The organism is Sulfitobacter sp. 1A13368, from assembly GCF_043557275.1.
Lineage (GTDB): Bacteria > Pseudomonadota > Alphaproteobacteria > Rhodobacterales > Rhodobacteraceae > Sulfitobacter > Sulfitobacter faviae.
In genome coordinates this window covers 14,713-37,603 of record NZ_JBIFFR010000008.1, presented here as the reverse complement: position 1 = coordinate 37,603, position 22,891 = coordinate 14,713, and the positions used below count along the sequence as shown (strand labels likewise).

Below are 22,891 nucleotides of genomic sequence, written 5' to 3'. Positions count from 1 at the left end.
CCCGCCTACGTTGCAGCCGCGGCGGGGGCGGATGTCAGCCCTCGGGAATCTCGCCCATCACCTTGGGCACATGGTAGCCCTTTTGCACCGCGTCCCGCGCGCGGAGGCGCTGATACCACGCACGCACATTGGGATAGTCGGCAAGGTCGATCTGCTGCCATTCATAGCGCGAGACCCAAGGCCAGCAGGCCATATCCGCGATGGAATATTCGCCGCAGATGTGGTCCCGCCCCTCAAGCTGTTTGTCGAGCACGCCGTAAAGCCGTTTGACCTCGGCCCCGAAACGCTCTTCGGCATAGGCGGCCTTGCCGGGGTTGAAATGCAAGAAGTGATGCGCCTGCCCGGCCATGGGGCCAAAGCCGCCCATCTGCCACATCAACCATTGCATCACCTCGGCCCGCGCGGCCTGCCCCTCGGGCAGGAAGCGGCCATGTTTCTCGGCGAGGTAGACCATGATCGCGCCGGATTCCATCAGGCTCACCCCAGTGTCATGGTCCACGATGGCGGGGATTTTATTGTTGGGGCTGATCTTTAGAAACTCGGGCGCGTGCTGTTCATCCTTGCCGATGTTGATGGCGTGCACATTGTAGTCGATCCCCAATTCTTCGAGCAGGATCGAGACTTTGCGGCCGTTGGGGGTGGTCCATGTGTAGAAATCAATCATCGCTTCGGTCCCTTATGCAGAGGTGCGTTTCGGTTTCTTGCAATGTTAAGCAGGCGGTTTGCGGCGGGTCAACGTAAGGAACCACAGCCGCCTGCGGGGGTTTTGCTTAACAAGGCACCAATTTGCGGAGCGAAGATGCAGAACAGTGACCCCCTAGCGCAGCCCGACATCGCAGATCGCGCGAAATCCGTTCTGGAAGTGCTTTGCGACCGCGACATTCACATCGCCACGGCGGAAAGCTGCACCGGCGGGCTGGTCGCCGCGCTGCTCACGGATATCGAAGGGTGCTCACACGCGTTCGAGCGGGGTTTCGTCACCTATACGGATCAATCCAAGCATGAGCTGTTGGGCGTTGACCGGGCGCTTTTGGACCGCTGCGGCGCGGTTTCGCGCCCCGTGGCGATTGCCATGGCCGAAGGCGCGCAGGACCGTTCCGGTGCGCAGATTGCCGTCTCGACCACCGGGTTTGCCGGGCCGGGCAGCGCCAAGGATGAAGAGGGGCTTGTACATTTTGCGCTTGCACGCGAGGGGTGTAACACGGTTCATCGGGCCGAGTCCTTTGGTGCCATTGGCCGGGATGCGATCCGGCAGCGTTGCCTTGAAACGATTTTGGATATGTTGGAGGAGAGCCTGACGTGAGCAAGAGCCAAGCCGCCGCCTTTACCGCCTACCACCGTCATGGTTTTGTCCGGGTGGCGACCTGCACGCCGCATGTGCGGCCCGCTGATGTGGCCTTCAACCGCGACAGCCTGTTGGACGAAATGCGTCGGGCCGATGCGGCGCGGGTGGATTTGCTGGTTTGCCCCGAACTGTCGCTCTCGTCCTATGCCATTGACGATCTGCACATGCAGGATGCGCTGCTGACGGCGGTGGAAGAGGCGCTTGGCGACCTCATTGAGGCCAGCGCCGAGATGACCCCCGTGATCCTGCTCGGCGCGCCACTGCGCCGTGAGGGGCGGCTTTACAATTGCGCCATCGCCATTTCACGCGGGCAAGTGCTCGGCGTGGTGCCGAAATCCTACCTGCCCAATTACCGCGAGTTCTATGAGAAACGCTGGTTTGCCCATGGCCGTGACACCGACGGAGAGATCACTGTCGCGGGCCGGCGAGTGCCCTTTGGCGATGACCTGATTTTCGAGGCGACGGATCTGCCCGGTCTGATTTTCCATGCCGAGATTTGCGAAGACCTCTGGACGCCGGCGCCGCCCTCGGCGGATGCCGCGCTCGGGGGCGCCTTGATCCTCGCCAATCTCTCGGCGTCCAACATCGTGATCGGCAAATCCTCTGACCGTCACCTGCTGTGCCGGTCGCAATCCATGCGCGCCTTCGCGGCCTATGTGTACTCCGCCGCCGGGCCGGGGGAGAGCACGACCGATCTGGCGTGGGACGGGCAGGGGATGATCCATGAGTTGGGCGATCTCCTGGCCGAATCCACCCGTTTCCCGCTGGAGCCGGAGCTGACCATCGCCGATGTGGATTGCGGGCGTATCCAGTCCGAGCGGATGCGGACGGGCAGTTTCCATGATGCCGCGCGGCACCGGGCGCCGGAATTCCGCCGGGTGACCTTTGCCCATCAGCCGCATCACGAGAACGCCGGGCTGATCCGCCCCGTGCGTCGTTTCCCCTATGTGCCGAACCGCGAAAGCCATCTTGACCAAGACTGCTACGAGGCGTTCAACATTCAGGTCGAAGGGCTGCGTCGCCGCTTTGAGGCGACCAAGGGCAAGACCATGGTCATCGGCATTTCCGGCGGGTTGGATTCGACCCATGCGCTGATCGTGGCGGCAAAAGCCTGTGACCGTATGGGCATTCCGCGCGACCGGATCCTCGGCTTTACCATGCCCGGCTTCGCCACCTCCGAGGGCACCAAATCCAACGCGTGGAAATTGATGCAGGCCATGGGGATCACCGCGGATGAGATCGACATTCGCCCCGCCGCGCGCCAGATGCTTGAGGATATGGATCACCACTTCTCGGACGGGGAGCCGGTCTATGACATCACCTTTGAAAACGTCCAAGCCGGGCTGCGCACCGATTACCTCTTCCGGCTCGCCAACCAGCGGCAGGGCTTTGTCATCGGCACCGGCGATCTGAGCGAATTGGCGCTTGGCTGGTGCACCTATGGCGTTGGCGACCAGATGAGCCACTATGCGGTGAACACCGGCGTCCCGAAAACGCTGATCCAATATCTCATCCGTTGGGCCACCAGTTCGGGCCAGTTCGACGCTGAGACGGACAAGGTGTTGCAAGCCATTCTGGACACTGAAATCTCGCCCGAACTGGTGCCTGCGGGCGAAGATGAAGAGATTCAAAGCACCGAGTCGATGATCGGCCCCTATGAGCTGAACGACTTCTTCCTCTTCCACACCATGCGCTACGGGCTCGCCCCGTCAAAAGTGGCCTTTCTGGCCTGGCACGCTTGGCATGATGTCGAGGCGGGGCGCTGGCCCGAGGGCTTTCCGCAGGGCAAACGCAACGCCTATGATCTGGAGACCATCCGCCACTGGCTCGAAAAATTCCTGCATCGCTTCTTTGCCACCAGCCAGTTCAAACGCTCGGCTCTGCCGAATGGGCCTAAGGTCAGCGCCGGGGGGGCATTGTCGCCGCGCGGGGACTGGCGCGCGCCGTCGGATTCTGTCGCCACCCCGTGGCTGGAAGAGCTGCGCAGCAACGTGCCGGAGAGCTGGCCCCAGAGCTAAGCCGCGCTATTCCTCGCGGCTCAGCTCGCCTTCGACAAAGTTGGGGGTCAGCGGCGGCGCCGCGTGGCGCTCTTGGGTTTCGGGATCGCTGCGCAGGGTCATGCGCAGCAGCCCCCATGCCACGATGGTCAACTGAAAACCGCCAAGCGCCAGCGGCAGGCCACGCGGCCCCAGCGTATCCAGCAGCACGCCCGCCAGCAAAGGCCCGATCGCGGCACCAATCCCCTGCATCAGCACCAGCCCACCCGAGACGGCCACCACCGCCGAGCCGGGGGCGCGGTCGTTGACATGGGCGATGACGATGGATTGCGCAGGCAAGACTAGCCCGCCAATGGCAAAGCCCAGCACCAGCAGCATCGACCCCGAAGGCGCGGGGATCGGCAGGGTCAGCATCATCAAAGCACCGCCCGCCACAGCCAGTCCGACGCCCAAGCCCCGGCGGCTCATCCGGTCGGAAACCCAGCCCAACGGGAATTGCAGCATCAGCCCGCCGATGGTGAAGGCCGCGATCAGCAGGGCGATGCGTGATTGGGTATAGCCCATCTCCTGCGCGAAGAGCGGTGCCAGCCCGTAGAACGTCCCGATAGAGGCACCGACCAGCCCCGCGCTGACCGCGCCGTAGGGCGACAGCCCCCACAGCCGGCGCAGCGATGGCGGCTCCTGCGCGCCTTCTGAGCGCGGCCCCTCTACACGGCTAAGCGAAATTGGCACCAGCGACAGCGACATCACGATGGAGACAAGCACGAAGAGGATGAACTCAGCCGGATCCCCGAGGTTCAGCAGGAACTGCCCCGCCGCGCCTGAGGCCATGCCGACCATGCCGTAGACCGCGAGCAATTTGCCCCGTTGCGCGGAACTGACAGAGGCGTTGAGCCAGCTTTCCGTCACGATGATCAACCCGGCAAAGGCAAAACCGGTGAGGCAGCGCACCGCGATCCAGACCCACGGGTCGATGAAAGCCAAATGCATCAGCGCCGCGGCGGAGGCGACAGAGGCGAGTGCGGCAAAGGTTCGGATATGGCCTACCCCGCTGATCAGCCGGGGTGCCACGAAGGAGCCCACGCTCAGCCCCGCGAAAAATCCCGACATGATGAGGCCGGTGGTCGCCCCGCCAAACCCTTCGAGCCCCGCGCGCACGGCCAAAAGCGTGCCCTGCAACCCGTTGCTCATCTGCAAAAGCGAAAAGCCCAGTAGCAGTGTCGCCAGTGGTAGAACCGTCGCGCGCATGATGTCCCCTTGGTCTTTGATCCGGCTAGGGCCAGAATATGTGCGGCGGAAACGGAATTTCTAGTAATCAACCCCATTGCCCTTCCACCCGGCAGGCTTCCGCGCCATAGTGCTAGCAGCCAGCGGCCCCTTCGGGGAATGCCCAGCCAGTGATCAAGCAGAATTGACGTGCCTTTTTGGGGCCGATGCTCAATTATGCGCCTCGTAACATATTTTGAAAGCGCATCCCCCGTGAAAGCCCTGCGCCAATTTTTCGTATTTCTGCTGGTTCTCGTTGCGGGTCTTTACGCGATGTTAACCTATGTCCCCGCCTCCCGCCCCTATGTGGCGGAGACCGGTTTGCTCGATCTTCTGGGGATCGAGGAGGTCGCGGAGGCGCCACAGGGCTCTGGCCGGGGTTGGGGCGGCGGCGGGCCGTCGCTGGTCGTCACCGCCGCGGTCAGCGAAGAGACTTTGGCCGATCGGATCACCGCCATCGGCGACGGGCGCGCGCGCCGCTCCGTCACATTGCGCTCTAACGCCGTAGGGGTCATCACTGATCTCAACCTGCCCGCCGGGCAGTTGATCGAGGCGGGCACAGTTGTGGCCCTGTTGGAGAATGAGGCCGAGCAGATCGCCCTGAAGCAAGCCGAATTGCAGCTTGAAAACGCCCAGACCGAGCAAGACCGCGTGGAGCGGCTGCAAAACACCGGCGCGGTCAGCGAAGTGCGCTTGCGCGAGACGGAATTGGCCCTGCAAAGCGCCGAGCTTGCGCTCAGCCAAGCGCAGTTCGATCTGTCGCAACGCCGCATCCTCGCGCCGATCTCAGGCTGGGTGGGGATCACCGATATCGAAGAAGGCGACCGCGTCAATGCGCAGGATCAACTCGCCACCATCACCGACCGCAGCGAGATCCTGATTGATTTCCGCGTGCCTGAGCGGGTGGTGAGCAAGCTCTCCTTGGGCAAGGAAATCACCGTCACCCCGCTCGGCATGCGCGATTTGACCCTGACGGGCGAAGTCAGCGCCATCGACAGCGTGATCGACCGTGCCAGCCGCACGCTTCTGGTGCAGGGCCGCGTGCCGAACGAAGGCGACCAGCTGCGCGCGGGCATGGCCTTTTCGGTCAGCCTGACCTTTGTGGGCGATCCGTTTCTGGCGATCCCGCCGCTGGCAGTGCAATGGTCTTCGGACGGGCCGTTTGTCTGGACGGTACGGGAGGGCAAGGCGCATCAAGTCGCGGTCGAGATCGCACAGCGCAACAGCAATTCGGTGCTCGTCCTGTCGGATGATCTGACCGCCGATGATGTGGTGGTGACCGAAGGCGTGCAAACCCTGCGCGAAGGCGGCGAGGTGCGTGAGGTCAATCGCGCGGGCAGCGTGCAATCAGATGCCGCTCCGGCTGAGAAGACAACCCTATGAGCGCCGCCCCGACCGAGGACGCCACGCCGCCCGCGAGCACCGCTTCGGGCACCGCGCTTTTTGTGCGCCGCCCGATCCTCGCCTTCGTGCTCAACGCGCTGATCGTGCTGGCGGGCATCGCCGCGCTTTTTGGCGCGGAGGTCCGCGAACTGCCCAATGTCGACCGGCCCGTGGTCACGGTCACCACGACCTTCTCGGGCGCTTCCCCGGAATCCGTCGATCAGGAGCTTACGGGGCGGATCGAAGGGGCCGTGGGCCGGGTCTCGGGCGTGCGGGCGATCTCATCGAACTCGCGCTTCGGGCGCAGCCGGGTCACCTTGGAGTTCAACGACAGCACCGATATCGACGTGGCCGCGACCGATGTGCGCGATGCAGTGGCGCGGATCGTGAACCAATTGCCCGAAGGGGCCGACCAGCCGCAGATCGTCAAGGCCGATGCCAATGCCCAACCGGTCATGCGCATCGCCGTGACCTCCATGGGCCGCTCGCCGGAGGAGCTGACCAAACTGGTGCAAGACCGGGTCGAAGACCGGCTGATCTCGGTCAACGGTGTGGCGGATTTGCAGGTCTACGGCGACCGCGAGCCGTTTTTCCGCGTCGATATCGACCAGTTGGAACTGGCCAGCCGGGGCCTGACCTTGGGCGACATCCAGCGCGCCTTGGCCGATGTGGCCTATGACGCGCCCGCGGGTGATCTAGCGGGCGACCGTCAGTCGATCAACGTGCGCACCACGGCCAGCGTCGTCACCACACAGGCGTTCGAGGCGATGGAGATCAAGCAGAACGTCCGGCTCGGCGATGTCGCCAGCGTCACGCTCGGCCCCGCCGAAGGTGAGACGATCCTGCGCGCCAATGGGCAATTGGGTCTGGGCATCGGTATCATCCGGCAGGCCACGTCGAACACGCTGGAGATCTCGCGCGATGTGCGCGCCGCGGTGGGGGAATTGAACGAGACCCTGCCCGAGGACGTGCGCATTTTCGTGACCTCGGACGATGCGACCTTTATCTCAGGCTCGATCCGCGAGGTGCTTTCGACGCTGGCCTTTGCTGTGGGCATCGTGGTGGCGGTAATCTTTGTCTTCCTACGCGATTTCCGCGCCACGCTAATCCCGGCGCTGACCCTGCCCGTGGCGCTGATCGGCACTTTGGCGGCGATCTATCTGGTGGGCTTTTCGATCAATATCTTGACCCTTCTGGCGCTGGTTCTGGCCACCGGGATGGTCGTGGATGACGCGATTGTGGTGCTCGAGAATATCGTGCGCCAACGGGCGGCGGGCATGGGGCCGCGCGCGGCGGCGGTGCTGGGCACCTCGCAGGTCTTCTTTGCGGTCGTCACCACCACGGCCACGCTGGCGGCGGTCTTTATCCCGCTGTCGTTCCTGCCCGGACAGGCGGGCGGGCTGTTTCGGGAGTTTGGTTTCACCCTCGCCATCGCGGTGATGCTGTCCTCGGTCGTGGCGCTCAGCCTTTGCCCGGTCTTGGCGAGCCGCTTGTTGACCAAACCCGCGGCAGAGAACCCGCGCGGCCCTGTCGTGTGGCTTGGCAACCTGCTGTACCGCGCCTATGCGGCGACGCTTAGATGGGCGCTGGCGATGCCCTATGTCGTGGTGCTGATCGCGGCCTTCGTCGCGCTGACGGCGGTGCTGGTCTCGGGCGAGATCCGGCAAGAGCTGACCCCGCGCGAAGATCGCGCCGTGGCGCTGCTCAGCGTCTCGGCCCCGCAGGGCGTCTCGCTTGATTATACCCAAAGCAAGATGCGTGAGATCGAAGACCTGATTACCCCGCTGCAAGACGCCGGAGAGGCGACGAATATCTTCTCCATTACCGGGTTTGGCGCGGACAATCGGGGTTTCATGGTGTTCACGCTCGCCGGATGGGAAGACCGCGCGCGCAGCCAAGATGAGATTGTGGGCGAGATCAACGGCAAGCTGCGCGGCATCGTGGGCGTGCGGGCCTTTGCGATCCAGCCGAACTCCCTCGGCATTCGCGGCGCAGGGCGCGGCCTGTCATTCGCCATCACAGGCAACAATTACGAGCAATTGTCGCAAGTCGCGCAGGCGATGGTGGACCGGCTGAGCACGAACCCCGCGATGGGGCAGGTGCGGCTGGAGTATGAACGCACGCAGCCGCAGCTTTTCGTGCAGATCGACCGGACGCTGGCCGCTGATCTCGGCGTCGATATCACCGGACTGGGGCAGGCTTTGCAAGCCATGCTCGACGGGCGCGAGGTGGCGTCGGTCTTTATCGACGACACCAGCTATGGCGTGCAGATGCTGTCGACCTCGGACCCGGTGAACGATCCGCGCGACCTTGAGAACGTCTTTGTCCAATCGGGCAACGGGCAGATGATTTCGCTGGCCAGTTTTGTGACCCTCGAAGAACGCGCCGTTGCGCCCGAGTTGGACCGGGAGGGCCAGAACCGCTCGGTCGAGATTTCCGCCGGGCTGACGCCGGGCCTGTCGCTGGGCGATGCATTGGAACAGGTGCGCGCGGTCGGGCAAGAGGTGTTGGACGATGAAAACCTGATCGTGCCGCTGGCCGAGGCCGCCGCGTTGGATCAAACCAGTTCAGGGCTTTTCGTGACTTTCGGCTTTGCGATCCTCGTGGTTTTCCTTGTCCTCGCCGCGCAGTTCGAAAGCTTTATCTCTGCCATCGTGGTGATGGCCACGGTGCCCTTGGGGCTGGCCTGCGCGATCTTCGCGCTGCTGATGACGGGGCAGAGCCTCAATGTCTACAGTCAGATCGGTCTGGTCATGTTGATCGGGATCATGGCCAAGAACGGGATTTTGATCGTCGAATTTGCCAACCAATTGCGCGATCAGGGGGCGGATATCCACGCGGCGATCTTTGGCGCTTCCACCATCCGCCTGCGTCCGGTGATGATGACGATGACCTCTACCGTCTTGGGCGGCGTGCCGTTGATCCTCTCGGCGGGTGCGGGGGCCGAGGCGCGCGAGGCGCTTGGCTGGGTGATCGTCGGGGGGCTGGGCATGGCCACGCTCTCGACCCTCTATCTCACCCCTGTCGCCTATTTCCTGCTGGCGCGGTTCACCACGCCCAAAGCCGCCGAAGAAGCCCGGCTTCAGGCCGAGCTGTCTCAGGCGCAACCGGTCTGAGCCTGCCCGATATTTACGCATCGATGCAACTTCGCGCGGGAATGGGCGTTTAGCCCTGTAGGATCGAAGAGAGAGGGACAAAACGTGCAGGGCGATTTGGAACTGGCTAAGACGAACCACGCGCAAGCGGCCAACGGCCAAAGCCTGTTCAATGACAAGACGACATGGCGCGTCGCCCGGGCCGAGCGGTTTGGCCTTATTGTCGATGCGGCGGATTATTTCCGGGTCCTGCGCGAGATCTTCCTCGGAGCGCGGCAGCAGTTGATGCTGATCGGCTGGGATTTCGATTTCGAGCTTGAGATGCTGCCCGGCGAAAGTGACGAAGACGGCAATGCGCCGGACGGCTATCCCAACCAACTTGGCGCTTTTGTCGAGGCGGTGGTGGAGCGGAGGCCGGAACTGAATGTCTATCTGCTCAAATGGAACGGCGCCGTGCTGGCCGCGCCGGGGCGATTGGTGCCCTCGTTAGCGCTCGGCCTATTCGGTGGCGACCGGATTCACTTTGCCTTGGACGGCCACCACCCCTTCGGCGCCTGCCACCACCAAAAGATCGTCGTGGCCGACGATGCTCTGGCCTTTTGCGGCGGGATCGACGCGACCGAAGACCGGTGGGACACGCCCGACCATCTGCCGCACGACCCGCGCCGCCTGCGCAAGGATGGCACACCCTCCGACCCTTGGCATGACGCGACTTCGGCCATGTCAGGCCCCGCCGCCGCCGCCTTGGGTGAGCTTTCGCGCCGGCGTTGGTTCCGCGCCACGGGGGATGAGATTGCGCGCCCTGAGGATGCGCCCATGTCCGAATGGCCCGAAGACCTGCCGATTGATGCCGAAAACGTCGATGTGGGCATCGCCCGGACGGAGCCGCCGTTTGACGAAGAGCCACTGATCAATGAGATCGAACGGCTCTATATCGCAGGGATCCAATCGGCGCGTGACTATATTTATATTGAATCGCAGTACCTCGCTGCCGCCTCGGTCTGTGATGCGCTCAAGGCGCGTTTGGCCGAAGAGGATGGGCCGGAGGTCGTCATCATCAACCCGCGCGATGCGGAATCCCAGTTGGAAGATGACGCCATGCATGTGCTGCGTGAGCGGCTTGTGGAAGAGCTGAAACGCGCCGATCACCAAAACCGCTTTCGCATCTATTTCCCCGTCACCGAGGAGGGGGAGCCGATCTATGTTCATGCGAAGATCATGATTATCGACGATCATCTTTTGCGCCTCGGTTCCAGCAACCTTAACAACCGTTCCATGGGGTTTGATACCGAATGCGATGTCGCGATCGAACACCCCGCAGAGGTGATTGAAGGGTTCAGAACCCGCTTGATTGCCGAACACCTCGGCCTGCCGCTCGAACGTGTGGCCGAGGTGATGGCAGAGAAGAAGTCGATGATCGGGACCATTGAAACCCTCAACCGCAAGAAGGGCCGTGGCCTGCGGGCGGTGTTCCGGGGCAGCGAGACTGTTGTCGGTGGTTTTCTTGCAGATACCCGCCTGCTCGACCCGCGCTACCATCCGGGGGAGGCCACGACCACCGGGCGCGGCATCCGCCCACGTCACATGGCGCTGATCGCGGGCGGGCTGGGGCTTGCATGGCTGGCTTGGCGCAAATGGGGGCGTGGCGACGACCGGCGTTCGTAAAGGCTAGGGGGCGGCTTAGACGGTTGGGGCTTTAAGCGAGACGGGTGCGGGTTCAGCCGGTGCGGCAAGCACCTGCCGCGAGGTCTCTGCAACCCAGGCTACCCCATAGAGCGCCGCCGTTCCGACAACAGGCAGAACCCACGGCATCCACTGCGCCTCTGGCCGCGCCATCATCGCAACCTGACAGATCAGCGCCAGAACGGTGCCGCTGGCAAAGACCAGCAGACCATGCCGACCGATCAGCCGGACGGGGCTGGCCACGGCATGGGCCGAGAGGCGGGTGACGGTCTGCAACTGTGACAGGAAATACCCCAAGGACAGAATGTGAATGAAACGCGGGGCAGAGAGATAGGTCTTGTCGTGCGAAGTGATGTTGAAGGGCACCCCGGCCTCTCTCAAATGATGCATTTGCAGGTTCAGGAAACGGCCCAAACCCGGCACATAGCGCCATGCGAAGACGCCCAGCAGGATGGCGACGGACAGCCAGAACAGCGCTGGCGAGTTCGGGAAAAAACGGTAGCCCTGCCGCTGGCTCAGACCCACCAGCAGCCCGCAGACAAAGATCGCTTGCCATGCGAAGGGGTTGAAGAACCAGCCGCCTGGGTTGGGGTAGTTCGGCAGGTTCAGCCGGAAGACCCCGGTCAGCAGCCAAAGCACCAGCGACAGCACGAGAAGCAGGCGCGGCCAGCGCAGCCCTAGCATGATCGCCGCCGGGGCGCAGACCAGCAGGACGGAATAGGCGGGCAGAATGTTCACATAGCCGAACTGATGCGTCAAAAGCGGAATGCCGATCACGCTTTGGGTGGGGTTTTGGAAGACCTGCCGCATGTTGATCTTGGTCAGGAAGGCGGCCTCTGTGGTGATCTGGAAGGCAGCGGCGAAGATGCCCAAGGCCACTGCTGAGAGCAGGAGTTGCACCACGTAAAGCGACCACGCCCGTTTCCACAGGGGCGCGATGGCACGCCAGAGGCCGTGGCGCACCCTGCCTCGCGCGATAAAACGCGGCGTATAGGCCAAGCCTGCAGCGATGCCGGACATGAGGAAGAACGCCTCCGCCGCGTCGGCGAAACCGAGGTTGCGGATGGTCAGGGCCTCATAGGGGTTGCCCGGGACGTGGTTGATAAAGATCATCACCAGCGCCAGCCCGCGAAACAGGTCGATGCGCGGATCGCGGGCGGATTTGGGAGCCGCGCCGGCAGCCCGTGCGGCGGGCGATAGCCCGGTGTTAGGCGGTGGCATGGGGCAGATCCGCCGCTTTAGGTTCTGGCATCAGATGTTCGTCATTCCACGTCAGCCGCCAAACATCGCAGATGCTGTCGTATTCCGCGACGACATCGCGCGGCGCGGCATCCTCGGGCACGGCGAAAAGCCTGCGGGGCAGGGGGCGGGAGGTCCAGGAGATGAGCAGCGGCGCCAGCAGCATCGGGACCGCCACGGGCAGCAGCCAGACGGTCAGATCGGGCGCGACCCATTGTACCGCCGCGAGGATCACCGCCCCGATGAACACGATCCACCGGCCCGCCGTCCAGCCATCGGCCAAGCTCAATTGGCCCTCGTTTCGTTGGTTGGCGGGCCAGCCGCCGTCTTGGCCCGAGAGGACCTGCAACACTGCGCGACTGTGGTAGAGCAGCATCAGGGGGGCCAGAAGCGTGGTCAGCACGATCTCGGTCAGCACCGAGAGCGCCATCCGCAAAGCGCGGCCAAAGTCGCGCGCGCGGTCGGTCAGAAGCGCATGGATCAGGATCAGCAGTTTTGGCACCACCAACAGCCCCAGCACGCCCAAAGCCAGCAGCGTGATCTCGCGCGCGCTGGTATCGGGGAAGACGGGGAAAAGCTGATAGGGGCCGGGGAAATATTCCGGCGGCGGCGCGTAGAGCGTGCTGATCGCTGAGGTGATCAGAAAGGCCGCCCAGAGAAGCGAGACCACATAGGCGGTCACATTCTGCAAAAAGACGAAGCGGCTCCACCCCGCCAAGCCGGGCGCAAAGATCAGCCGCGCATGTTGCAGGTTGCCTTGGCACCAGCGCCGCTCGCGCCGCGCGAAGGAGAGGACGTTTTCCGGCCCCTCCTCAAAGGAGCCGCCCAAGGTCTCATCCACCTCGACCTTCCAACCGGCGCGGGCGAGCAAGGCCGCCTCGACATAATCGTGGCTCAGGATATGCCCACCCAAGGGGGGCGGGCCGGAGAGTTCGGGCAGGCCACAGCTTTCGGCAAAGGCGCGCACACGAATGATCGCGTTATGGCCCCAGAACGGCCCCGTCGCCCCTTGCATGCGGGCAAGGCCACGGGTGAAGATCGGCCCGTGGAACCACGAGGCGAACTGCAAGGCGCGGCCAAAGAAAGACCGCGCGCCGATGATCTTGGGCAGGGTTTGCAAGAGCCCCAGCTGCGGATCGGCCTGCATCCGCGCGATCATTGCGCGGATCGTCTCGCCCTCCATCAGACTGTCGGCGTCAAGGATCACGGCAAAGTCGTAGGCCCCGCCGTAGCTGCGAATGAATTCTTCGATATTGCCCGCCTTGCGGCCCGCATTGTCCTGCCGCCTGCGGTAGAAGATGCGCCCCTGCCCCTCGGTTTCGCGCAGCAGGCGGGCGAAGGTGAATTGCTCTTTCCCGGCCAGCGCGTCATCGCGGGTGTCCGACAGAACGACGAAATCCGCCGTAACCCCGGCCCGGGCGACAGAGCGGTCAATCGCGGCGATGCGGGCGAAGGTGGTAAGCGGGTCTTCGTTGCAGATGGGCACCGCGATCACCGTGCGCGGCTGCGGTGCCTCAAGCGCGGGGCGGGGCGGCGTCGATCTGCCGCCGAAAAGCCCGATCAACGCCAGCGACGCGCCCCAAGCCAACCAAGCGGTGGTGGCGAAAACGAGCAGGGCACGGAGGCCGTCCCAGCCGCTGAACCCATCCCGCGCCGCAGCCTCGGCCAAAAGGGTCGCGGCAAGGGCTGCGGAGCCGAGCGACAACAGCAGGGCGACCGCCCGTGCAAAACGGGTCGGGCCATCCGCCGCGATCTGCCTGTGCTGGGGTGTCATGGTGCTCAGGCCTTACGCCGCAGCAGAAATTCCCGCGCAAGGTCGGCCAGCCCGGCCAGATGGCCGCGCCGTTCCAAGCTCTGCCGTGGCATCGCAAGCGGGGCGGCGGGCGGCATCCAGTTCTCGGCCTCGCCAGCCATTGCGGAAGTGGGGGTCGTCGCGTCTTGAAGGGTCATGCGTTGATCCATTGGTACACCCATGTCTCTGTCAGATTGCGGTCATATCCCGATAGAACTGCCTTGATTTCGACGATGGCGTCAGGCTCGGCGCGCAGTTCCAGCACCAGCCGCCATTCGTCCCTGCCATCCACCCGGCTTAAAATCGCCTCAACGATTTCGCCGTTTTGTGCGCTGGTGACGGGTTCAAGCTCGGCGTCGCTCGGCATATCGCTGAGCTGTCCGCCTGCGAAGTCGATGACGAATTTGCGGGTCTCGGTGTCTGCCTCAACACCCGCCACCCCGCCATGGCCCGAGCGCAGCCGTACCACGCGGCCAAGGGTCTGCGGCGTCGCGCCCGGCGGGGTCATCCCCCAGTGCATGCGGTAGCCGTAGGCCAGTTCATCGCCCGCGCGGGTCTCCCCTTCGGGGATCCAATAGGCCACGATGTTGTCATTGCCTTCCAGATCCGAAGGTATCTCAACCAGCCGCAGTGTGCCTTTGCCCCAGTCGCCCATGGGTTCGATCATCAGCGAGGGGCGGCGTTCGTAATGGGCCTGCGCGTCGAGGTAATGCTCAAAGTCCCGGTTGCGCTGCGCCAGCCCGAAAGACCGCGGGCTCTGCGCCCCGAAATAGGAACTCGCCAAACGCGGCGGATTGTTCAGCGGGCGGCAGAGGGTGGTATCCTTGCCTGTGTTCAGCACCAAGACTTCGCTGTCATGCACCGCGGGGCGGAAGTCGTCGAAATTGCCCTTGTCCGCGCCATTGTGCAAAAACATCGAGGTCAGCGGCGCGATGCCAAGCTGTTTGATGTCTTCGCGCAGGAAGAGCCGCATGGTGACTTCGACGGTGGTGTCTTCGCCCGGTGTGATCACGAATTGATAGGCCCCGGTCACCGAAGGGCTGTCGAGCGCGGCATAGATCGTGGCGCTATCGTCACCCGGTTCGGGGCGGCGCAGCCAAACCTCGCTGAAGCGGGGGAATTCCTCACCTTCCGGCAGGCCGGTGTTCACGGCCAAGCCCCGCGCGCTCAGCCCATAGAGCGTGTCCTTGCCCAAGGCGCGGAAATAGCTCGCCCCTTGGAAGACGATCAATTCATCGAAAATATCGGCCCGGTTAAGCGGGGTGTGCAGGCGGAAACCGGCGACGCCCGGCATCTCGGCATTGGGCGGGATCGACTTGGCGAGTTCTTCGTCGTCATACTCAAAATCGGCGGTGGTAAAGCCCATCGGTTCCACCGCGTTGCCCCGGACCTCGTTGATTTTTACCGCTTCCTTGAACAGCCAGCCGGGGTGGAAAGCGTGCAGCCTGAAGGCCACGCCCTTTTCCTGCCAGCGGGCCTGCTCGGGCCGGAACCGGATGCGTTGGTAGGCGTCGTAATCCAGATCGGCAAGGAAACCTTCGACAGGCTTCGGGGCCATATAGGAGGTCTGGGCCAATCGCCGCATATCTTCGACCAGCCCGTCGAAGGTGAAGGAGGCGGCGGGCACCTCCTGGGCCGCGCTGTGCCGCGGCATGAGCGCGGCGGCAAAGGACGCGGCGGAGAGGGTGAGGAACTGGCGGCGTTCTAGGGTTTCGGGCCGCTGTTCAATCGGTCGTGCAGTCGGGAAATTCGGCAAAACAATACCTCGGAAGACACGTTAAGAGTGTGCAATTTTTTCCCTATCTAATCTTTTTGCGGAGGCTGGAAACTTGATATTGCAACTATCAGCGGATTGCCGCAGGGCAGCGCGGAAAACCGCCGATCCGCCTGCTGCGCGGCGGGGGCTGCACAAAATTTCGCCTTGATTTCCGTAGGATCGCCGCTTTTTTGTGACAATCGCCTTGCGGTGGCGGCAAGATTTTGCGGCGATTTAAAGCGGGTTTGGGTGGGATCGCACGCCCCCCCCCGCGGGAGGGTGGCGCGCGGAGGGGGTCAGACGGCGTCGAGCCCTTCGGCCAGCAAACGCTCAAGGCTGCGCATCTCGGCATCCGTCAGGGGAATCCCCTTGGCCCGCGTCTCGGCACGCGCCTTGAAGCGGCGCTGCGAGGGCAACCGCGCCCCTTGGCCGGTGATCGCGTCAAAGAGGGTTTCCGCCCGCGCGAAGGGGTCGCCGGGGCGGCCTGCGGCAAACGTTTTGGGGTCGAAGGCGATGATCAATTCGCCATGCGCGGGCGCAAGGGTGAGCGAGCCCAAGGCATCGCGCGCTTCAGGGCTGGTCAGGTCACCGATCATCACCCCGGCAAGCAATTCGATCATGGTCGAGATGGCCGATCCCTTGTGACCGCCGAAGGGCAGCATAGCCCCGGCGAGGGCGGCTTCGGGGTCGGTCGTCGGGCTGCCATCGGGGGCGATGGCCCAGCCTTCGGGCAGGGGCGTGCCCGCGCGGCGGTGCAATTCGATCTCCCCCCGCGCGGCGACGCTGGTGGCGAAATCGAAAACGTAAGGGTCGCCCCCTTCCCGGGGCCAGCCAAAGGCGAAAGGGTTGGTCCCCATCAAGGGGTCGGTTCCGCCAGAAGGGGCGACGCTGGCATAGCTGGGGCACATGGCCATGGCTGCAAGGCCCATCTCGGTCAGCGCCTCGATCTCGGGCCAGAGCGCGGCGAAATGGGTGCAATCGTTGATCACCATGGCGGCGATCCCGGTGGTGCGGCAACGCTCGGCCAGCACCGGTGCGCCTGCTTCGAAGGCGGCGTTGGAGAACCCGCCGCCCGCGTTCACGCGCACCACGGCGCTGTCGTCATGATGCACCCGTGGCACCGCGTCGGGCACCACCTTGCCCGCCTTGATCGTGCGCAGGCAGCCTTCGATCCGGTAGATGCCGTGGGATTTACAGGCATCGCCTTCGCCCGCGACAATCACCCGCGCGAGGGCGGCGGCATTCAGGGGCGACAGGCCCGCGCCTTGGAAAATCCGAACGACCATCGCGGTCAGGTCATCGTGGGAGAGGGTTGTGTCGGCCATCTGGATCCTCGCAGGGCTTGGGTTGCAATCATGCATACATCATGTATGCAGATGTGGAGAGACGCAAGCTGACACCGGGCCGCGGCCCGCATGAAAGGATAGACGATGGCCTTTACCCCCCATGGCAAACACCTGATCGCTGGCGAATGGATCGCCACGGATGACCGCTTTAGCTCTAGCCCTGCCCATGGGCCGGCGCATGACTTCTCGGTCGGCACGGTGGAACTGGTCGACCAAGCCTGCGAAGCCGCCGAAGCAGCGTTTTGGGACTATGGCTATTCCAGCCGCGCGACCCGCGCCAAATTCCTAAACGCCATCGCCGATGAGATCGACGCCCGCGGGGCCGAGATCACCGAGATCGGCAGCCAAGAAAGCGGTCTGCCCGAAGCGCGGCTGGAAGGGGAGCGGGGCCGAACCGTGGGCCAACTCCGCCTGTTCGCGGCGCATATCGAACAGGGCGACTACCTCGACCGCCGCTTCGATGCCGCCATGCCCGAACGCCAGCCCGCCCCACGGCCCGCGATCACCATGGTGCAGCGCCCCATCGGCCCCGTGGCCGTCTTTGGCGCGTCGAACTTCCCGCTAGCCTTCTCCGTGGCGGGCGGTGACACCGCAGCGGCGCTGGCGGCGGGCTGCCCGGTCGTGGTCAAAGGCCACTCCGCCCATCCCGGCACCGGAGAGATCGTGGCCGAAGCGATCCATGCGGCGGTTGAAAGCTGCGGCATGCCGCGCGGGGTCTTCTCGCTGATCCAAGGCGGCAACCGCGCCGTGGGGCAGGCCGTGGTGCAGCATCCGCGGATCAAGGCCGTGGGCTTCACCGGCTCGCTCGCCGGGGGGCGGGCGCTGTTCGATCTCTGCGCCGCGCGGCCAGAGCCGATCCCCTTCTTCGGCGAGTTGGGCTCGGTCAATCCGATGTTCATGCTGCCCGCCGCGATGGCGGCACGGGCCGAGGAGCTTGGCAAGGGCTGGGCGGCATCGCTGACCATGGGCGCGGGCCAGTTCTGCACCAATCCCGGCATCGCCGTGGTGATCGACGGTGCGGGCGCCGATGCCTTCGTGCAAACCGCGGCCACGGCGCTGCAAGACGTGGCGCCGCAGGTCATGCTGACGGACGGTATCGCCGAGGCCTATTGCGCAGGGCGGGACAAGTTCAAATCCGCGCCAAGCCTGCGCCAGGTGCATCTAGCCGACAGCGAAGGCCGCACCGCCGCGCCGGCCTTGTTCGAAACCACGGGCGAAGAGTTCAAGGCCAATCCGGCGCTGCACGAAGAGGTCTTTGGCCCTCTCGGATTGGTGGTGCGGGTCTCTTCGCTGGAAGAGATGCGCGCGCTGGCTCTTGAGTTGGACGGGCAATTGACCATCACCCTGCATATGGATGACGCGGATGTCGACGCGGCGCGCGACCTCATGCCGGTGCTAGAGCGCAAGGCGGGTCGCCTGCTGGCCAACGGTTTCCCGACAGGGGTCGAGGTGGTGGATTCCATGGTGCATGGCGGGCCATATCCGGCCAGCACCAACTTCGGCGCGACCAGCGTGGGCACCCTGTCGATCCGCCGTTTCTTGCGGCCGGTGTCCTATCAGAACCTGCCCGAGGCGCTGCTGCCGGAAGACGCGGCGGAATAATCTGAGATCGCAAAAGCCGGGCCGCGCGCCCGGCTTTTCGCATTTGTTACGCCGTGGGGGAGCCGCCCAACCGGCTGCTCTTTCGCGACCATGCTGGCCAGACCGGAATGTATCAAAAATATGTCGACATGCCGGTAAAAGTCAAAAATACATATTGTATTTTTAATGAAGACATTGTTCCTTCATACCACCCCGCACCCCGTCCAGAGAGAGTCGGGGGCGACCAACCCAAGAGGGAGATACCTATGAAATTCACGCAACTCGCCGGGAGCCTCGTGGCTGCGACCGTGATCGGCACCGCCGCTCAGGCCGACAAACTGGACGACATCATTTCTTCGGGCACGCTGCGCTGCGCCGTGGTGCTGGACTTCCCGCCCATGGGCTCGCGCGATGACAGCAACACGCCCGTCGGCTTCGACGTGGACTATTGCAACGATCTGGCCGCCGCCCTTGGCGTCGAAGCCGAGATTGTGGAGACGCCCTTCCCCGACCGTATTCCCGCCCTCGTCTCGGGCCGCGCGGATGTGGGTGTCGCCTCCACCTCCGACACGCTGGAGCGCGCCAAGACCGTCGGCTTCTCGGTGCCCTATTTCGCCTTCACCAACGTCGTGCTGACCCGCGAAGACGCGGGCGTCGACAGTTTTGAGAGCCTCAAGGGCAAGACCGTGGGCTCCGTCGCGGGCACTTTCGAAGCCATCGCGCTGGAAGAGCAGGTCGACGCATGGGACGAAGGCAGCTTCCGTTCCTACCAGAGCCAAGCGGACGTCTTCCTGTCGCTGGCCCAAGGCCAGATCGATGCGACGGTCGTGACCTCCACCGTGGCCGCCTCCATCGTGGCGAGCGGCAAGTTCGACGGTTTGACCATCGCGGGCGATGCGCCGTTTGACGTGGACTATGTCGGTCTGATCGGCCTGCGTCAGGAATACGGTCTGCTGAACTATCTCGACCTCTTCGTGAACCAGCAGGTGCGCTCGGGCCGTTATCAGGAACTGTTCGACAAATGGGTCGGCGGCGAGGCGCCGGACCTGACCATCGCCAAAGCCTATCGCTGATGAATGCGGGGGCCGCGACCTGCGGCCCCCCTGCCGATAACCGCTGATCGGAGCAAGAGATGGGCAACTATACCTTTCAATGGCGACAGGCTTTTCGCGCCTTACCAGAGATGCTGGAAGGCGCGCTGGTCACGCTGCAAATATCGATCCTGTCGATGCTCATCGGCATTGCCATCGCCGTGCTGCTGGCCGTGGGCCGAGATGCCAAATCGGCTTGGCTGCGGGCGCCTGCGACCGCATGGGTCGAAGTGGCGCGCAACACGCCGGCGCTGTTTCAGATTTACATGGCGCATTTCGGGCTTGGGTCTTTCGGGATCTATCTCAGCCCCTACGCCGCGCTGCTGGCCGGGATCGCGTTTAACAACGCGGGCTACCTTTGCGAGACGTTCCGCGGCGCAATGCGCGCCATTCCGGGCACGCAGCTGCGCGCCGGGCGGTCACTGGGCATGGGACAGGCCAAGGCGTTTCGCTTGATCATCCTGCCGCAGATGTTCCGCATCTCGTTCCTGCCGACGACGAACCAGATGATCTGGGCGATCTTGATGACCTCTCTGGGGGTCACGGTGGGGCTGAATTCGGATCTCGCCGGGGTGACGCAAGACCTCAACGCGCGCAGCTTCCGAACCTTTGAATTCTTCGCATTGGCGGCGGTGATCTACTACGTGATCGCCAAGACCGTGATGCTTGGCGCACGGCTGCTTGCGGCCCGCCTGTTTCGCTACTGAAGGAAGAGAATAGATGTTTGATACGGCTCTGACCTTCAACGACCTGTTGTTCATGCTCAAAGGCGCAGGGGTGACGCTTTCGGTCACCGCCTTCGCGGTGGTGGGCGGCACGCTGCTGGGGGTGTTCTTCGGGGTGCTGCGCAGCCAGATCAACCCATGGGCGGCGCTGCCGCTGACCTTCGTGCTGGATATCTTCCGCTCGGTTCCGCTGCTGATCCAATTGATCCTCGCCAACGCCTTTCAGGCCATCGCGGGCTGGGGGATTTCGCCCTTCGTGACCTCCTGCATCGTGCTGGCGCTTTATACCTCGGCCTATTGCACCGAGATCGTGCGCGGCGCGATCGAGGCGGTGCCTTCGGTCACCCGCCGTGCGGCGCGCTCGCTCGGCATGACATGGGGGCAGGATCTTACGCAGATCGTCTTTCCCATGGCGCTGCGGGTTGGCCTGCCCAGTTGGATCGGCCTGACGCTCGGCGTGATGAAAGACAGCGCGCTGGTGATGTGGCTTGGCATCATCGAATTGCTGCGCGCCTCGCAAATTCTGGTGACACGCCTGCAAGAGCCGATGTTCATCCTGCTCGTGACCGGCGCGATCTACTTCGCGCTCAGTTTCCCCATTGCCCGGCTTGGCAGCCGCTTGGAAAAAAGGTGGCAAGAAAATGATTGAGATTGAAAACGTCCACAAATCCTTTGGTGCGCTTCAGGTGCTCAAGGGCATCGACCTGACCGTAGAAAAGGGCGAAGTCGTCTCGGTAATCGGCGGCTCGGGTTCGGGCAAATCGACGCTGCTGACCTGCATCAACGGGTTGGAGCCGATCGACAGTGGCCGCATCGTCGTCGACGGAACCGAGGTTCACGCCCGCGACACCGACCTGAACAAGCTGCGCCGCAAGATCGGCATCGTGTTCCAGCAGTTCAACGCCTTTCCGCATTTGACGGTGCTGGAAAACGTCACGCTGGCCCCGCGCAAGGTCAAAGGCATCGCCCGCAAGGAGGCCGAAGAGATTGCGGTGCAGCAGCTTTCGCATGTCGGTCTGGCCGATAAGCTCGATGTTTACCCTAGCCGCCTGTCGGGCGGGCAGCAGCAACGGATGGCGATTGCGCGTGCATTGGCGATGTCGCCCGACTACATTCTCTTTGACGAGGTGACCTCGGCCCTCGACCCGCAACTGGTGGGCGAGGTGCTGGACACGCTCAAATTGCTGGCAGATGAAGGGATGACGATGATCTGTGTCACCCATGAGATGAGTTTCGCACGCGATGTGTCGGACCGTGTGGCCTTCTTTCACAAGGGCGTCATGGCCGAGATCGGCGCGCCGGATCAGATTTTTGGCGATCCGCAGCAAGAAGAAACCCGTCAATTCCTGTCGAGCGTGCGGTAATGAACCAAACCCCGGTGACGGTCGTCGGCGCGGGCGTGTTGGGCCTGTCCATCGCGCTGGCACTTCAGGCGCGCGGGCTGCCCGTGCGGGTGATCGACCGTGAAGGCCCGGCGGCGGGCGCCTCGGCGGGCAACGCGGGCGCTTTTGCTTTTACCGAGATCCTGCCGCTCGCCTCGCCCCGGATGATCCGGCAGGCGCCGAAATGGCTGCTTGATCCGCTGGGTCCGCTGTCGGTGCCGCCGCGCTATGCCGGGCGGATCGCCCCGTGGATGTGGCGTTTCTGGAAAGCAAGCTGGCCCGCGCAGGTGCGGGCCTCGACCGTGGCGCAGACGGCGCTGATGAAACTCTCGCAGGCCGCGCTCGACCCGCATCTGGAGCTGAGCGGTCTGGCCCATATGCTGCGCCATGACGGGCAGTTACAGGTCTATGAGAGCGAGGCCGAGTTCCGAGCCTCCCTCCCCGGATGGCAGGCCCGCGAAGAGGCGGGGATCGCTTTCACCCATCTCAAGGGCGATGAGATTGCGGCCTATCAGCCCGGTCTTGCGCCCTCTTTCACCCATGCAACCTTCACCCCGGAATGGCAATCGATCTCGGACCCGCGCGACTATGTGCTGGCGATGGCCGAACGCTTCCGGGCCGGGGGCGGGGAGATCACCATCACCCGCGCCGAACGTCTCGTCGCGGGCGGGGTTGAGACCGCCGCTGGCCTGATGCCGGGCCGCGTGGCGCTGGCCGCGGGCGCGCATTCGCATCACCTCGCGCGGACCGCTGGCGTGAAAGTCCCGTTGGAGACCGAGCGCGGCTATAACACGACCCTGCCCGCCGTGGCCTTCGACCTGAAGCGCCAAATCACTTTCGGCGGCCATGGCTTTGTCATCAGCAAGGTGGGCCATGGGCTGCGCGTCGGCGGGGCGGTGGAACTCGGCGGGCTCGACCTGCCGCCGAACTTTGCCCGGGCCGATGCGATGCTGAAAAAGGCCAAGCGCTTTCTGCCGGGGCTCGACACCTCCGGCGGCACGCAATGGATGGGTTTTCGGCCCTCACTGCCCGACAGCCTGCCCGCCATCGGCGCGCTGCCAAGCCGTCCGGATGTGTTCTGCGCCTTTGGCCACGGGCATCTTGGCCTCACCCAATCGGCAGGCACCGCCGCCATCATCGCGGATCTGATGACCGGCCAAGACCCCGGCATCGACCTGACCCCCTTCTCTCCCGCCCGTTTCTAGAGGCT

General features: G+C 64.0%; 18 protein-coding genes. 11 read left to right on the top strand and 7 right to left on the bottom strand.

Annotation, left to right across the window (positions count from 1 at the left end; all coding sequences use genetic code 11):
• Nucleotides 1–34 precede the first annotated feature (34 nt).
• Nucleotides 35–664 carry a glutathione S-transferase family protein gene (locus ACGYK4_RS15260; RefSeq protein ID WP_394431276.1) on the bottom strand — a complete coding sequence of 210 codons (630 nt, stop codon included), beginning with the start codon at nucleotides 662–664 and terminating at the stop codon, nucleotides 35–37.
• A gap of 135 nt (nucleotides 665–799) precedes the next feature.
• Here ACGYK4_RS15260 and ACGYK4_RS15255 point away from each other — a divergent pair, with 135 nt between their 5' ends.
• Together ACGYK4_RS15255 and ACGYK4_RS15250 are read left to right on the top strand one after the other, a co-directional pair.
• Entirely contained in the window at nucleotides 800–1,303 is a 504-nt protein-coding gene (locus ACGYK4_RS15255) for a CinA family protein (protein WP_394457260.1), read from the top strand.
• On the top strand, nucleotides 1,300–3,363 hold the full coding sequence (locus tag ACGYK4_RS15250; RefSeq protein WP_394457259.1) for an NAD(+) synthase: 2,064 nt from the start codon (nucleotides 1,300–1,302) through the stop codon (nucleotides 3,361–3,363). Before ACGYK4_RS15255 ends, ACGYK4_RS15250 begins: the two co-directional genes overlap by 4 nt.
• 6 nt (nucleotides 3,364–3,369) lie before the next feature.
• Here the strand turns inward: ACGYK4_RS15250 and ACGYK4_RS15245 are convergent, their stop codons facing one another.
• Nucleotides 3,370–4,590: an MFS transporter gene (locus ACGYK4_RS15245; protein ID WP_271694035.1), complete on the bottom strand. Its 1,221-nt coding sequence runs from the start codon at nucleotides 4,588–4,590 to the stop codon at nucleotides 3,370–3,372.
• Nucleotides 4,591–4,881: 291 nt separating this feature from the next.
• Between ACGYK4_RS15245 and ACGYK4_RS15240 the strand changes: the two genes are divergently transcribed.
• The 3 genes from ACGYK4_RS15240 (at nucleotide 4,882) to ACGYK4_RS15230 (ending at nucleotide 10,751) form a co-directional block, all read left to right on the top strand.
• Complete coding sequence (locus ACGYK4_RS15240; RefSeq protein WP_394457258.1) at nucleotides 4,882–5,991, top strand: efflux RND transporter periplasmic adaptor subunit; 1,110 nt, start codon at nucleotides 4,882–4,884, stop codon at nucleotides 5,989–5,991.
• The gene (locus ACGYK4_RS15235) at nucleotides 5,988–9,107 is read left to right on the top strand and encodes an efflux RND transporter permease subunit (RefSeq protein WP_394457257.1); all 3,120 of its coding nucleotides are present in this window, start codon (nucleotides 5,988–5,990) and stop codon (nucleotides 9,105–9,107) included. Before ACGYK4_RS15240 ends, ACGYK4_RS15235 begins: the two co-directional genes overlap by 4 nt.
• Nucleotides 9,108–9,191: 84 nt before the next feature.
• Nucleotides 9,192–10,751, top strand: a complete 1,560-nt coding sequence (locus tag ACGYK4_RS15230) for a phospholipase D-like domain-containing protein (protein ID WP_394457256.1) — start codon at nucleotides 9,192–9,194, stop codon at nucleotides 10,749–10,751.
• Between the two features lie 15 nt (nucleotides 10,752–10,766).
• Here the strand turns inward: ACGYK4_RS15230 and ACGYK4_RS15225 are convergent, their stop codons facing one another.
• From ACGYK4_RS15225 to ACGYK4_RS15205, 5 genes are all read right to left on the bottom strand, one after another.
• Nucleotides 10,767–11,990 carry an OpgC family protein gene (locus ACGYK4_RS15225; RefSeq protein ID WP_394431289.1) on the bottom strand — a complete coding sequence of 408 codons (1,224 nt, stop codon included), beginning with the start codon at nucleotides 11,988–11,990 and terminating at the stop codon, nucleotides 10,767–10,769.
• A complete protein-coding gene (gene mdoH / locus ACGYK4_RS15220; protein WP_394457255.1) occupies nucleotides 11,977–13,782 on the bottom strand; it encodes a glucans biosynthesis glucosyltransferase MdoH in 1,806 nt (601 codons plus the stop codon). Before mdoH ends, ACGYK4_RS15225 begins: the two co-directional genes overlap by 14 nt.
• 5 nt (nucleotides 13,783–13,787) lie before the next feature.
• Nucleotides 13,788–13,958, bottom strand: a complete 171-nt coding sequence (locus ACGYK4_RS15215; RefSeq protein WP_394400963.1) for a hypothetical protein — start codon at nucleotides 13,956–13,958, stop codon at nucleotides 13,788–13,790.
• Nucleotides 13,955–15,454, bottom strand: coding sequence for a glucan biosynthesis protein (locus tag ACGYK4_RS15210; protein ID WP_394457353.1), 1,500 nt, complete (start codon nucleotides 15,452–15,454; stop codon nucleotides 13,955–13,957). The genes ACGYK4_RS15215 and ACGYK4_RS15210 overlap by 4 nt, the downstream gene beginning before the upstream one ends.
• Nucleotides 15,455–15,852: 398 nt before the next feature.
• Nucleotides 15,853–16,881 carry an Ldh family oxidoreductase gene (locus ACGYK4_RS15205; RefSeq protein ID WP_394457254.1) on the bottom strand — a complete coding sequence of 343 codons (1,029 nt, stop codon included), beginning with the start codon at nucleotides 16,879–16,881 and terminating at the stop codon, nucleotides 15,853–15,855.
• Between the two features lie 105 nt (nucleotides 16,882–16,986).
• Between ACGYK4_RS15205 and ACGYK4_RS15200 the strand changes: the two genes are divergently transcribed.
• The 6 genes from ACGYK4_RS15200 to ACGYK4_RS15175 all read left to right on the top strand — a co-directional run bounded on the left by ACGYK4_RS15200 (nucleotide 16,987) and on the right by ACGYK4_RS15175 (nucleotide 22,886).
• Nucleotides 16,987–18,504, top strand: a complete 1,518-nt coding sequence (locus tag ACGYK4_RS15200) for an aldehyde dehydrogenase (NADP(+)) (protein ID WP_394457252.1) — start codon at nucleotides 16,987–16,989, stop codon at nucleotides 18,502–18,504.
• 245 nt (nucleotides 18,505–18,749) lie between these two features.
• Nucleotides 18,750–19,556, top strand: a complete 807-nt coding sequence (locus tag ACGYK4_RS15195) for a transporter substrate-binding domain-containing protein (RefSeq protein ID WP_394457250.1) — start codon at nucleotides 18,750–18,752, stop codon at nucleotides 19,554–19,556.
• Nucleotides 19,557–19,615: 59 nt separating this feature from the next.
• Nucleotides 19,616–20,281, top strand: coding sequence for an amino acid ABC transporter permease (locus ACGYK4_RS15190; RefSeq protein ID WP_067260891.1), 666 nt, complete (start codon nucleotides 19,616–19,618; stop codon nucleotides 20,279–20,281).
• A gap of 13 nt (nucleotides 20,282–20,294) precedes the next feature.
• Nucleotides 20,295–20,948 (top strand): amino acid ABC transporter permease, encoded by a 654-nt coding sequence (locus ACGYK4_RS15185; protein WP_394457248.1) that lies wholly within the window; start codon nucleotides 20,295–20,297, stop codon nucleotides 20,946–20,948.
• Complete coding sequence (locus ACGYK4_RS15180) at nucleotides 20,941–21,663, top strand: amino acid ABC transporter ATP-binding protein (RefSeq protein WP_394457246.1); 723 nt, start codon at nucleotides 20,941–20,943, stop codon at nucleotides 21,661–21,663. Before ACGYK4_RS15185 ends, ACGYK4_RS15180 begins: the two co-directional genes overlap by 8 nt.
• Nucleotides 21,663–22,886 carry an NAD(P)/FAD-dependent oxidoreductase gene (locus ACGYK4_RS15175; protein ID WP_394457243.1) on the top strand — a complete coding sequence of 408 codons (1,224 nt, stop codon included), beginning with the start codon at nucleotides 21,663–21,665 and terminating at the stop codon, nucleotides 22,884–22,886. Before ACGYK4_RS15180 ends, ACGYK4_RS15175 begins: the two co-directional genes overlap by 1 nt.
• Nucleotides 22,887–22,891: the final 5 nt, after the last annotated feature.